Source organism: Serratia nevei (genome assembly GCF_037948395.1).
GTDB classification, from domain to species: Bacteria; Pseudomonadota; Gammaproteobacteria; order Enterobacterales; family Enterobacteriaceae; genus Serratia; species Serratia nevei.
The window spans coordinates 837,259-849,865 of the sequence record NZ_CP149940.1 but is presented as its reverse complement, the minus strand read 5'-3'; the positions used below and the strand labels follow the sequence as shown (position 1 = coordinate 849,865).

The window sequence follows — 12,607 nt, the reverse complement described above, 5'->3', positions numbered from 1 at the left end:
ACTTACTTTTCTCCCGTGCGTGCCGTCAGCGCAGCGCCGAGTTCCTGATGCATATGACGCAGCAGCGTTTCCGTGCTCTCCCAGTCGATGCAGGCGTCGGTGACGGACACACCGTAACGCATGTCTGCACGCGGCTGTTCGGAAGACTGATTGCCCTCATGCAGATGGCTCTCCAGCATAATGCCGGTGATCGAACGGTTGCCCGCTTTGATCTGCTCCACCACGGACTCGGCCACCGCCGGCTGACGGCGATAGTCTTTATTCGAGTTGCCATGGCTGCAATCTATCATCAAGGACGGATGGAGTCCCGCCTCGAGCATCTGTTTTTCACAGGCCGCAACGTGCTCGGCGCTGTAGTTCGGGGTTTTGCCGCCGCGCAGGATCACGTGCCCGTCCGGGTTGCCCTGCGTCTGCAGCAGGCAAACCTGGCCCGCCTGGTTGATGCCGACGAAGCGGTGCGGCATAGCGGCGGCGCGCATGGCGTTGATGGCGGTGCCCAGACTGCCGTCGGTGCCGTTTTTGAACCCGACCGGCATCGACAGGCCGGAAGCCATTTCGCGGTGGGTCTGCGATTCGGTGGTGCGCGCGCCGATCGCCGACCAGCTGAACAAGTCCCCCAGGTACTGCGGGCTGTTCGGATCCAACGCTTCGGTAGCCAACGGCAAGCCCATGCCCACCAGATCCAGCAACAGGCGACGCGCGATATGCAAGCCTGCTTCAACGTCAAACGAACCGTCCATGTACGGATCGTTGATCAAACCTTTCCAGCCGACAGTGGTTCTGGGTTTTTCAAAATAGACGCGCATAACGATATACAGCTGATCGCTCAAGTCAGCCGCCAGGGTTTTCAAACGACGGGCGTAGTCCAGCGCCGCATCCGGATCGTGGATCGAACAAGGCCCGCACACCACCAACAGGCGATGATCGCGCCCCTGCAAAATGTTGGCGATGGTGTTGCGCGCGGTGGCGATTTCATTTTCGTCGTCGGCGCTAAGCGGGAACTGGTTCTTCAGCTCCTCCGGCGTGATGAGAACCTGTTCTGCACTGATATGTACGTTATTGAGCGCGTCTTTTTGCATGATGCTATTCCTGTCGTTTGGCGTTATGCGTTGAAATGGAACATTGAGCGTTTCAGGGCTCTACCTTATCACGCGATGTAAAGATTTCAATCCAATTTTCGTAAATAAAAAATTACCGTGCTTTTGCTTATAAAAAAACATGTATAAAAACATCAATAAAATACAATTAAATTCATTTAAATCAATAATATAATAAAATTACAGGATCATCAAAACGCGCCTAGGCACCCTGCGAACCAAAACACCCAATCGTAAACATATTTGTACAATTAGTTTTACAGGGAAGATACACCGCCCGTCTCGGCGCCCACGAACGGACAGTAGCGGATACCGTCAGGCTCAGCACGAAATGCCGCCGAAAGCGATGAATTTAAGTAGAAGAAAAGCGAATAAATGAGGAATAAAAATTAAAAACTTAAGCTAATGGCGGCTATTTTTGTCGCCGAAGTGAACCGATATAATGTGACCGTCATCAACAATAACCACCCTTAACAACTGGATCCAAGATGCTCTCTTCTCGCGCTCGTCGCGCTTTTCCGCTGTATATTTGCTGCTTAACGACTTTCACCAGTGTTTCAGCCCTTGCCGACAATACGCTTTTCACCGCGATGGACGATCCGGCCACCGCCAAGAAACCGTTCGAAGGCAACGTGCAGGCGGGCTACAACGCCCAGTCCGGCAACTCGCAAAGCTCCACCCTGTTGGCCAACACCAATATGACCTGGTTCAATACCGACGCGGCATATAGCCTGTGGGGGGCGGCCAACAACACCACCTCCTCCAACGTGCGCTCGTCCGAAAAGTACCAGGCCGGTGGCCGTACGCGCTATAACCTGACCGATCGCAACTACCTGTTCGGCCAGGCCAGCTGGCTGAGCGACCGTTTCAACGGTTATGACTCGCGCTCCACGCTGACCGGCGGTTACGGCCGCCAACTCCTCAACGGGCCGCTCAGCGATCTGCGGGTGGAATTTGGTCCCGGCGTACGCCATGACGAATACCACGGCGGCGGCCGCTCGACCAAAGGGCTGGCCTACGGTGCGGCCAACTATTCCTATCAGCTGACCGACAACACCAAGTTCATTCAGGGCGTTTCCGCGCTGGCGAACGAGGAAACCACGCTGAACTCGGAAAGCGCGTTGAACGTGGCGATCAACGATCGCTTCTCACTGCGCGTGGCCTACACCGTGACCTACAACAGCAAACCGCCGGCCTCCGCACCGAAAAACACCGATACCACCACCTCGGTCACGCTGGTCTACGGCCTGTAACCTCCCCCCGCCCAGAATCTCTCGAAGCCCATCATCGATGGGCTTTTTTTTTATGCCTGCGGCGTCAACGTTAACCAGACCATGCCAAGCGCTTTCAACGCATCCGGGGAACATTGGAAGTCGACGTTGCTGCCGCTGACCCGCACCTGGTTGCCCGGTAAACGCGCTATATCGTAAACGTCCAGGTTACCGTCGATGTCCACCAGCCAGCGGCCATTGGCGATATGCGTAACGGCCAGATCCACCAGCCAGGATACGCGCCCGCCATCAACGTAAGCCGGTTGAGCCACACCATCAGGAATCAAAGAGCAGTCTGCCGACCACTGCCCCACCTCTTTCAACTGCCCGGCGAGCAGGCGATATTTCGGTATCGTGCGAGCCCCTGACACCGGTGTCGCCGGTGCGGCATCGCCCCACATTTCACCCTGTCCCGTCGCCAGCCACAGCAGCGAGACGCCTGTATCCAAAGCACAGGTCACCACGATATCGCCAGGGAAATAGTTGCGGCGTACCCAGGTGCTCATCGTGCCTGAAGAGATACCCAGCAGGTCGCCCAACTCTTTTTGCAGATTGAAACCATAAGCGTCCAAAATGCGGCGCAATACCCCTTTTCCGCCAGAAGCCAAAACGCGATCGTAAAGCACTTTACCTTGCGCAGATGACGCAGGCTTGCGATTATTTTTTGATTTTGCAAACTCACCAGTCATCAGCCAGGCCAAGTCTGCCCCCGTGGCCAACGCGCAGTTGATGATGACGTATCCGGGAACGCTACCCCGCTGTTGCCAACTACTGATGTTATTCGGCGCTATCCCAAGGATTTCACTCAATTCCTTCTGCGTGCCAACGCCATAAGATGAAAGAACTCTTTCAATCACCGCTCCCACGGAGGTGTTGTTGTTTGTCGCTTCTTCACGCATATCATCACCGATTAAAATAAAATTTGCATTTACAAGTCGCATTTTGCGATTTAAAGTAACATCAATTCGCCGTCGCTCGGCATGTCGATCGCTTTAGTTAAGATGATGCGACATGACTGATTAAAATGCAAATACTGTAAAGCGGCAACAATCTTGCACAACGACTTTGTTTACAGTGTATTGACTCAAAATTGCGCCAGAGAAAGACGGTTAATCCATCTTGTTTTTGCAAGCAACCATCAAACATCAGATAAGGAGAGTGCCATGCTGCTGGCCAGCGAGGAGCAACGGGCTATCGGCCTGCGGCGTATTGCTGAAATCCGCCGCACACTGTTTACCCGGCAAACCAATCATGCCGAAGCGATCTACAACACGGCTCCGCTGCACGTGCGTCATACGTTTTGCTTTCACGCCGGGCTGACCGAGCGCCATGTATGGTTAAAATTTCATGAAATGGGTTATGCCGAACGGCGGCAAATCGTCGCGGCACTCAATGAGCTCATCTCGCTCAGTCAATCGTTACCGCGCTATATCAGCGAAGCAGACTGTCTGTTAACCCAGAAAAAATAACCTTGCGAAAAAAACTGGCCTGTAACCCGCCGGGCACCGCTCGGCCCAAATTCACCCGATTCAATCCCAGGAAAATGTTATGGCAGATACTATTGATATGGCCCAGGAGCGCCAGGCATTGATGCTCGAGAAACAAATCGCGTACGCCAGGCCGGTGGTCGCAACGCCCTCGGCGTTCTCTTGCAGCGATTGTGAGGCGGCGATCCCTGCAGCGAGGCGTATCGCGGTTCCTGGCGTTAGCCGCTGCGTGACCTGCCAGGAGATCACAGAAGCCAAACAACGCCATGTCGCCCACCGTTAAAAACATGCCGGCGGCATTTCCACCGGCAAATCCCCCTGCGACACGACACACGGCGTCTGATGATTACGCCTATCCGTGGAACGCGCCACGTCGTGCGATAGGGCGCGAAACGGCGCTCAATCGCGACCAACTGCGCCAATGGCAAGCGATACTGCAGTGTATTCATAACCTACCTTATTATCTGCGCACGCCGTTCCTTGAGCGCCACCGCCAGCTGCTCAGCCAAAAGGGGGCTCATGCTGCCTGGCATTATCTGGTGCGAGTTTTCCATCGGCGGATATGGCCACGCATTCAGCAGGTAAATAATAATTTCGGTTTGGATCAACGAAAATCACTGCACTTTGGCAGTGAAGCAGACAGCTATAGCGCACTGCCCACACTGGGCGATAAAGCGCTGGAGCAGTTGGCGCGGCGTATCGGGGGCCAACTTTCTGCGCTCTACCAGAGTGAATGTGACGCCTTGCTGGTGAAACACAGCAATAATGTAGAAATCCTGTTACACGCGGATATACAGCGTCGCCTCTATCGCCAAATTGCCACGATGGCACGCGCCTTCAATATCCAGCCCATGCACTGGCGCTGTTATCGTAAAGGCAAGTTGGACAGCGAGCGGGCGATTGCGGCGCTGTCGCGTCTGACCGACGATCGCTGGTGGATCCGTCGTCTCAAAATGCAGCGCATGCAGTGGCGCGAGGCGCTGCAAATCGCGATAGGCAACGTCCGCAGCAACGCGTCACCCTATGCCAGCCGGCAGGCCATACACGATGTCAACGCACGGCGCCAATCGAACCTCGATTACCTTAATCGTTGTGAGCTGGAAAACGTCGCCACGGGTGAACGCATCGATCTTATGGAAAAAGTGCTTGGCAGCATCGCCAATCCCGCCATTCGGCGGATGGAATTGATGAACACCCTCGCCGGTATAGAAACCTACGCCGTCCGCAACGGTCACTGTGGGCTGTTTGTCACGCTGACGGCACCGGCCTGCTTTCACCCTGTCCAGCAGGCCGGCGAACGAGGCAAAACGCGTTTCAATTCGTGCTGGCAACGGCAAGCTTTCACACCAAAGGACGGCCAGCGCTATCTGGTGGCCCAGTGGGGGAAAATGCGTACCGCTTTCAAGGATCGTCGCCTGCAGGTCTACGGTATGCGGGTAGTTGAGCCTCATCATGACGGCACGCCCCACTGGCATCTGATGATGTTCACTCTGCAGGCGCAACGTCAGGCGGTGATCGACATCATGCAACGTTATGCCCTGCAGCAGGATGCGGAAGAACCCGGCGCCCAACAACATCGTTTCCAGTGCAAACACCTCAACCGCGGCGGCGCCACCGCCTATCTGGCTAAATATGTCGCCAAAAATCTCGATGGATATGCGCAGGAGGAAGAAATCGATCGCGAAACCGGTGCCCCGCTGAGCGATACCGCCCGCGCGGTCAGCGCCTGGGCCACCACCTGGCGCATCCCGCAGTTTCATCCCTTCGGCCTGCCCAGTATTGGCGTCTACCGCGAATGTCGGCGCATCCGCGGCCAAGACCTGTCGCCGCAGTTTGACGCCGGCACCGAAGCCGTACGCGCCGCTGCCGATGCCGGTGACTTTGCCGGTTACATACAGGCGCAAGGCGGCACCAATGTGCCACGCAGCCACCAATGGGTGCGTGTTGCGCGTGAAGCCTCAGAAACACGAAACGCTTATGATGAACCCATAGCAAAAGTTGTCGGCATCTATGCACCACATTTGGGTGCTGAACGGGTATACCGAACGCGCACCGTGCAATGGCGGATCGTCGCTAAAAACCTTGCCGCCGCAACGCCTTGGAGTTCTGGCAATAACTGTGGAACACGCCACCTTCAACTGCCGGCCCCGGCGGCACCTTCAGCTCGGCTGACACCGCCACAACGGCAACAGTGTCTGAATATTGCCCGCACGCTTCGGGATAGGGGCATCGAACCGCAACGCTGGCAGTTGGAGGTGCTTGCCCGCGGCGGCAAAATCCGTTTCGACGGCCATCTTGTACAATTTCCGCTAATCAATGATTGGCCGTATTTTTACTGCACAAATGATAAGTCTAACCATTGACGCCTTTAGCGTTTTGCTTAATACTGTATAAATACACAGTATATTCAAGAGAGGGCAAAACAGTGGAAATTATGGATAAACAACAAGTAACACTGTCCCGCATCCAGTTCATCGCCGATGTTTCACAGGCTGCACAATGCAGCGCCTCCGAGTTTCTGATTGCCATGTCGCTGATCTCCGATCTGGCCGGCCAGGTACTGCCGAACAACGATTATCAAGAAATATTTTACCCCGCTGACGAATAGCCTCCCGCTAACCCCACCAGCCACACGTTTTCAACCCTCGCCTACGGCGGGGGTTTTTGTTTTTGCCAACCTCACTTTCGCTGGCCGGTTGTGCCATCGCAACCACAACCCACTCGCGTTGCCCCTCCCCGCTCGCGCGCGGGAAACTGAAGGCATCCGGGGCCAACGCCCTCTCCCCCTAACGCTATCGCAGGATGGTAATGATGAAAATTTACGCACAACAAGGTGACACCATTGACGCGATCTGCTGGCGCTATTACGGCAGCACGCTGCACCAGGTGGAACAAGTCTATCAGGCCAATCGCGGCTTGGCCGAGCTGGGCCCCTTGCTACCACACGGCCAACCGGTTGAATTGCCGGATCTGCCTGTGGCAGCCCAACGAGAAACCGTCAAATTGTGGGATTGAGCAATGGAGAAACTCACTTCAACCCTTGCGTATCTCGTGGCGGCTTGCCTGGCCTGGTTAGGGAGCCATTCTGCGCAGGACATCGCCATCCTGGTCGGAGCCGCGGTTGGCGTTGGTACCTTCGCCGTGAATTGGTATTACCGACGTAAAAGCTACCAGCTGTTGAAATCGCTAAAAAAAAACGGCCTGAAACGCGGAGTCTACGATGAACTCACTCGCTAAACGCTGCAGCGTGGCGGCTATTTTAGCGCTCGCCACCCTGCTGCCTCAGTTCAATACGCTGAAAACCTCCGAACAAGGTTTGCGCCTGATCGCAGATTTCGAAGGCTGCCGGCTATCATCCTACCAATGCAGTGCCGGCATTTGGACCAACGGCATAGGCCACACTGCCGGCGTGAAGCCGGACACCGTCATCGACGAACGCAAGGCGGCCGCCAATTTGATCGAGGACGTGCGCACCGTAGAGCGCGGCATCGCGCGTTGTATGGACGTCGACATGCCACAGCAGGTTTACGACGCCGTCAGCGCTTTCGCTTTCAACGTCGGCGTCAGTGCCGCCTGCCATTCAACGCTGGCCACCTTTATCAAACGCCGCCAGTGGCGGGCGGCCTGCGATCAACTGCCACGCTGGATTTATGTCAACGGCGTCAAAAGCAAAGGCCTGGAACGCCGTCGAACGGCTGAGCGTGCGCTATGCCTGAGCGCCGTCCCACACTGATCGCTTCTCAACGGACTCCCATTCAAACCGCTTCCCTTTCAGGAGATTCATCATGTTAAAACCCGAACAGCTGCGTGCCAAATTGCTCAATACGGTCCCCATTTTGCAACAAAACCCCGAACGGCTGCGTCTTGGCATTGCTAACGGCCGAGTGGTCTCAACGCTCGCCACCTCGCTGTCCTTCGAATACCGCTATCAGCTTAATCTGGCACTGGATGGGCCGTCAGCCGACGACGATCTGATCATCGTCACCGTGCTGGCCTGGTTACGCAGCCACCAACCCGACCTCTTCGCCAATCCAGAAAAACGAAAAAATGATTTTTCGTTTCAAAGAGATATCGAGACTCCGAACCAGCTGACAGTGCGGCTTCAACTCACCGAAAGAATCCTGGTGGAGATGCGCGATAGCGCACTGCATATCATTCCGCAGGCTGAACCCCCCGAACCGGAGAACGTCATTCGCTTCACCCAGGTTTATTTGCACGGCGAGCTACTCAGCGAATTTCGGCAACCGTAACGCCATACAGGCGGCTTCAGTTGTGCTGGCGGCAGCCAAACGCCGCCGCGTTGTTCCCCTTTTCATCCAGCGGCATTCTTGAAACATGAACACAGACAATTTCGATATTCAGCGCCTGGTGCGCAATCTGATACGTATCGGTACCGTCAGCGAGCTCGACCTCGAACGCGGGCGCTGCCGCGTCGCCACCGGCGGCAATCTTACCGACTGGCTCAACTGGCTGACCGGGCGCGCCGGCGATGCGCGCAGCTGGTGGGCGCCCAGCATTGGCGAACAGGTCTTGGTGTTGTCACTTGGCGGCGAACTTGAAACCGCTTTCGTGCTGCCCGGCGTATTTTCCGATGCTCACCCCGCACCGTCAGCCTCGGCACAGGCAGCACATATCGCTTTTCCTGACGGCGCAGCGATCGAATACGAGCCGGCGACCGGTGCGCTGAAGGCCGTCGGCATAAAAAGCGCCGCAATCGAAGCCGCCGAGCGGATCACACTGACGGCGCCAAACATCACCTGTATCGCCAGCGGGAAAATCACGCTGGATGCCCCCGAAGTGGAGTGCACCCAGTTGCTCACTACCGGCACCATCGCTATCCGTCAGGGCGGTTCGATGACCGGCGATCTCAATCACACCGGTGGCAGCATCAGCTCTAACGGCATTGTGGTGCATACCCACACCCATGGGGGCGTGCAAAACGGCGGAGGCCAAACGGACAAACCAGCATGAACAACGCGAAATATCTTGGTATGAACCGCGGCAACGGCCGCGCAATCGCCGATCTCGAGCACATTCGTCAGTCGGTGAGCGACATCCTGATTACGCCTATCGGCTCACGCGTCATGCGCCGCAGCTACGGCTCGTTGCTGTCCGAGTTGCTGGACCAGCCGCAAAACGACGTGCTGCGATTGCAAATGATGGCGGCCTGTTACAGCGCCCTGCTGCAGTGGGAGCCGCGTATTCGGCTGACGGGCATCAGCTGCAACACCACCTTTGACGGAAAAATGGTGGTCGACATCACCGGCAACCGCACGGATACGCCGGATTCCTTTTCTCTTTCTGTTTCAGTGAGCTAACACCATGGCAACCATTGACCTGAGTTTATTACCCGCCCCGACGGTGGTGGACCCTCTCGATTACGAGTCACTGTTGGCCGATCGCAAGGCCACGCTGATTTCCCTTTACCCGGAAGAGCAGCGTCAAGCCGTCGCACGCACATTGGCGCTGGAGTCGGAGCCAATCGTCAAGCTGCTGCAAGAAAATGCTTACCGCGAGCTGCTGTTGCGCCAGCGCGTCAATGAAGCCGCACAGGCCGTGATGCTCGGCTATGCCAACGGCAGCGATCTCGACCAACTAGGCGCAAACTTCCAGGTTCAACGCCTGGTGGTACAGCAGCCAGATAACAGCGTCATCCCACCGCTGCCGGCGATCATGGAATCAGATAGCGATTTCCGCGTGCGGATCCAGCAGGCATTCGAAGGCTTGAGCGTAGCAGGCTCCAGCGGCTCTTACGAGTATCACGGCCGCTCTGCCGACGGCCGGGTCGCCGACGTTTCCGCGACCAGCCCCAGCCCGGCTAACGTGCTGATCTCTGTACTGTCACGCGAAGGAGACGGCACCGCCAGCGCGGAACTGGTGGCGATCGTCGATAAAGCGTTAAACGATGAAGACGTGCGCCCGGTGGCGGATCGCGTCACCGTCCGTTCGGCCAACATCATCAGCTACACCATCGATGCCGTGCTGTATCTCTACCCTGGCCCCGAGGCCGAGCCGGTGCGCCGCGCCGCCGAAGCCAAGCTGAAAAATTACATCAGCGCCCAGCACCGTTTAGGCCGCGATATTCGCTTGTCGGCAATCTATGCCGCGTTGCATGCCGAAGGGGTACAACGCGTTGAGCTGAAAGCCCCACAGGCCGACATTGTGCTGGACAAAACCCAGGCGTCGCATTGCGCCTCCTATCGTCTGACGGTGGGAGGTTCCGATGAGTAACCGTCTGCTGCCAGTCGGCTCTTCCCCACTGGAGGTCGCGGCCGCTGCCGCCTGTGCCGAGCTGGCCGCGATGCCGGTGCCGCTGCGCGACTTGTGGGATCCGGCCACCTGTCCGGTCAACCTGTTGCCGTACCTGGCCTGGGCCTTCTCGGTCGATCATTGGGATGAAACCTGGACGGAAGACGCCAAACGCAGCGTCGTAGCCGCCGCTTTCTTCGTCCACCGCCATAAGGGCACCATTGGCGCCATTCGCCGCGTGGTAGAGCCGTTGGGTTATCTGATCAAGCTGCGTGAGTGGTGGGAAACCAACGGTGAACCCGGTACCTTCTCGTTGGATATCGGCGTGCTGGAGAATGGCATCACCGAAGAGATGTATCTGGAAATGGAACGGATGATCGCCGACGCCAAACCGGTCAGCCGCCATCTGACGGGCCTGGCGCTGAATCTTGAAGCCGCCGGCACGATGAACATCGCCGGCGGCCATTACGACGGTGAGCTCACCACCGTGTACCCCGACTATACCGATCTCGCCCGGCAAATGCTGGCGGGGCATTACCAATTCTTGCAGCGTAACACCGGCACCACGCAGGACTCGACGCAGCAACACTTCGTGCTCAACAGCGAACATGTCTTGGCCGACTCGCGCCATGAACGCGAGCTATCACGCATGGCGGGGTTGCCGAATGACGCCACCACCGAAGGCCAGTCTTTGCAGATCCTCGGCTATGCCCATGCGTATCTGGCGACTGGAGAACAGAAGTATTTGGATCAGGCCATCGCCTGTTTTGACGCCTATGTGGCCTACTTTTACGACGGTGCGCCGATCCCTGACAGCCCCCAGCGCTGGATCGCCAACTGGATCGTCAATGCCAAAGAGCCGGTGCCCGCCAATTGGCCCGTCGATACGCAGGATCCGACGCACAGCGGCTTCAAAGGCATTCCACTGACCTTCAACCAGGGCCGTACGCTGATCCCTCACGGCGCACCCTACTGGGGTGAATATCTCGACATCGCCACTTTCGCCTTTGACGGTGCGCTGGCATGGGATGCCGTCAACGCCCAGATACGCGCAGTTAACGCCGCCGGCGAAATCGACTGGAACAGCGACGGCAAACGCCATGATGTAGCCTGGATCATCAATTGGCAGGGTTACCAGATCGACGCCGACGGCGAGATCCTGGCTAAAGGACTGCCCGCAGAACAATTCGGTACGGTGCAGTTAAAAGACATCACCCTCAGCGGCACTCACAAACTGAACTTTGCCAATCGGCAACCGGCCGAACACGGCGGCGTGATGATTGAACGCAATCAGATCCAGCATAACCGCCCGCTGCATGTGCCGGTACCCCACAACGCCATGGGCAACGCGGCCGATGCCGAGCTGTGGTTTGCTGACGCCTGCTATCTGCTGCACAAGATCACCGGCGAGCAGCGCTATTTCAATGCCTGGAAAAGCGTTGAATTCACCGCGATGGAATATACCGATATTGATGCGCAGGATAAGTTCTTCCGTCAAAGCCGCAGCGCCAATACGCCGTTCACCGACGGCATCGCCTACGATTGGTCATACCCTTCCGGGGCGCCGGTAAGCTACGGCCGCAACGCGGAAGGCATGATCACCATTCGCAAGGAGATAGCGTCGCAACAATCGCTGGAACAGCAGGCCATTTGGTTCCGCGCCAATCGCCAGTCAAAAATCCGCACCTGTTTCGGCGGCGTTGACGACCAGAACCAGCCGATCTCATGCAAAGTACAGCTGTCTATCGCGCTGGAAAAGAACGCAGCGAACACCACAGAATGGGGCATCGGTCTACCGCAGTCGCACCAGCCCCAGGTCAAAATCTACGATATCGCGCTCAGCAGCCTGGCGGCGCTGACGAAAGAAGACGGCAGCGACTATCTGCTGGCCGATCTTCGTGCTGTGACCGACTACGGCGGTTGCGCGATCGTCAGCCAGTTTGAGGAGCGGGTATACGACAGCCGCAGCGCGACGGTGATCCAAGCCCGTTTCCCTAATGATGACGCCGGCATGGTGATCGGCGCTTGGTTGACTGCAGAGGAAAATTTCCCCGTCACGCAGTTGGTCTATCGCGCGGACGCCAACTTCAACCTGCGGCTCGAAGATGATGATAAATGGCGCTGGTATTGGAGGCTACCCGCCACCGGCGGCAAATGGCAAATCGCGACTTTCGCTCCGCAGTCGGCCGCGCTGAGCGGCTATCAGCCGGACCATCAGGATGCCGAGCCCAGACCGGCCGCACCTCGCTTCAGCCGCGTCAAGCAAGTCACCATTCTGCAAGACGGCAACGTACCGGATGCCACGTTCAGCTACTACGTACTGAACGACATTCCGCCGACGTTCAACGCCGATGACGGCTACACGATCCGCTATCGCATAACGCTCCAGGCGGAGCATCCGTTCAGCGCGCTGTTGGGCGACTGCACCCTCCTGAATCACCGCCACGACAGCCTGTTCTGTACGCCGGGCGTGATCCCGTTCTCCAACATCTATCAGGTAGAC

Annotated in this window: 14 protein-coding genes and 1 pseudogene; 13 read left to right on the top strand and 2 right to left on the bottom strand. The window is 57.1% G+C overall.

Annotated features, from left to right (window positions below; genetic code table 11):
• Nucleotides 1-2: 2 nt before the first annotated feature.
• Nucleotides 3-1,079 carry a 3-deoxy-7-phosphoheptulonate synthase gene (locus V8N38_RS03930; protein WP_038871801.1) on the bottom strand — a complete coding sequence of 359 codons (1,077 nt, stop codon included), beginning with the start codon at nucleotides 1,077-1,079 and terminating at the stop codon, nucleotides 3-5.
• 506 nt (nucleotides 1,080-1,585) lie between these two features.
• Between V8N38_RS03930 and V8N38_RS03925 the strand changes: the two genes are divergently transcribed.
• Nucleotides 1,586-2,350, top strand: coding sequence for a YdiY family protein (locus tag V8N38_RS03925; RefSeq protein WP_047728881.1), 765 nt, complete (start codon nucleotides 1,586-1,588; stop codon nucleotides 2,348-2,350).
• Nucleotides 2,351-2,400: 50 nt separating this feature from the next.
• Here V8N38_RS03925 and V8N38_RS03920 read toward each other — a convergent pair whose 3' ends face one another.
• Nucleotides 2,401-3,267 (bottom strand): helix-turn-helix domain-containing protein, encoded by an 867-nt coding sequence (locus V8N38_RS03920; RefSeq protein WP_371935052.1) that lies wholly within the window; start codon nucleotides 3,265-3,267, stop codon nucleotides 2,401-2,403.
• A 264-nt stretch (nucleotides 3,268-3,531) separates the two neighbouring features.
• Between V8N38_RS03920 and V8N38_RS03915 the strand changes: the two genes are divergently transcribed.
• The 12 genes and pseudogenes from V8N38_RS03915 to V8N38_RS03860 form a co-directional block, all read left to right on the top strand.
• The gene (locus tag V8N38_RS03915) at nucleotides 3,532-3,837 is read left to right on the top strand and encodes a hypothetical protein (protein ID WP_084826801.1); all 306 of its coding nucleotides are present in this window, start codon (nucleotides 3,532-3,534) and stop codon (nucleotides 3,835-3,837) included.
• 79 nt (nucleotides 3,838-3,916) lie between these two features.
• Nucleotides 3,917-4,138, top strand: coding sequence for a TraR/DksA C4-type zinc finger protein (locus tag V8N38_RS03910; RefSeq protein ID WP_084826802.1), 222 nt, complete (start codon nucleotides 3,917-3,919; stop codon nucleotides 4,136-4,138).
• Nucleotides 4,139-4,142: 4 nt separating this feature from the next.
• Entirely contained in the window at nucleotides 4,143-6,218 is a 2,076-nt protein-coding gene (locus V8N38_RS03905) for a replication endonuclease (RefSeq protein WP_147839767.1), read from the top strand.
• Between the two features lie 62 nt (nucleotides 6,219-6,280).
• Complete coding sequence (locus V8N38_RS03900) at nucleotides 6,281-6,463, top strand: hypothetical protein (protein ID WP_084826803.1); 183 nt, start codon at nucleotides 6,281-6,283, stop codon at nucleotides 6,461-6,463.
• Between the two features lie 203 nt (nucleotides 6,464-6,666).
• On the top strand, nucleotides 6,667-6,870 hold the full coding sequence (locus V8N38_RS03895; RefSeq protein WP_084827882.1) for a tail protein X: 204 nt from the start codon (nucleotides 6,667-6,669) through the stop codon (nucleotides 6,868-6,870).
• 3 nt (nucleotides 6,871-6,873) lie between these two features.
• Nucleotides 6,874-7,092 (top strand): HP1 family phage holin, encoded by a 219-nt coding sequence (locus V8N38_RS03890; protein ID WP_074055887.1) that lies wholly within the window; start codon nucleotides 6,874-6,876, stop codon nucleotides 7,090-7,092.
• Nucleotides 7,076-7,588, top strand: a complete 513-nt coding sequence (locus V8N38_RS03885; protein ID WP_089185493.1) for a lysozyme — start codon at nucleotides 7,076-7,078, stop codon at nucleotides 7,586-7,588. The genes V8N38_RS03890 and V8N38_RS03885 overlap by 17 nt, the downstream gene beginning before the upstream one ends.
• A 52-nt stretch (nucleotides 7,589-7,640) precedes the next feature.
• Nucleotides 7,641-8,105, top strand: a complete 465-nt coding sequence (locus V8N38_RS03880; protein ID WP_084826804.1) for a phage tail protein — start codon at nucleotides 7,641-7,643, stop codon at nucleotides 8,103-8,105.
• Nucleotides 8,106-8,190: 85 nt separating this feature from the next.
• Nucleotides 8,191-8,826, top strand: a complete 636-nt coding sequence (locus V8N38_RS03875; RefSeq protein ID WP_084826805.1) for a phage baseplate assembly protein V — start codon at nucleotides 8,191-8,193, stop codon at nucleotides 8,824-8,826.
• A complete protein-coding gene (locus V8N38_RS03870; protein WP_084826806.1) occupies nucleotides 8,823-9,173 on the top strand; it encodes a GPW/gp25 family protein in 351 nt (116 codons plus the stop codon). The genes V8N38_RS03875 and V8N38_RS03870 overlap by 4 nt, the downstream gene beginning before the upstream one ends.
• A gap of 4 nt (nucleotides 9,174-9,177) precedes the next feature.
• Nucleotides 9,178-10,086, top strand: coding sequence for a baseplate assembly protein (locus V8N38_RS03865; protein ID WP_084826807.1), 909 nt, complete (start codon nucleotides 9,178-9,180; stop codon nucleotides 10,084-10,086).
• Nucleotides 10,079-10,600 (top strand): annotated as a pseudogene (locus V8N38_RS03860) (phage tail protein I); the annotation flags it as partial. The gene V8N38_RS03865 and the pseudogene V8N38_RS03860, both read left to right, overlap by 8 nt.
• Nucleotides 10,601-12,607 lie beyond the last annotated feature (2,007 nt).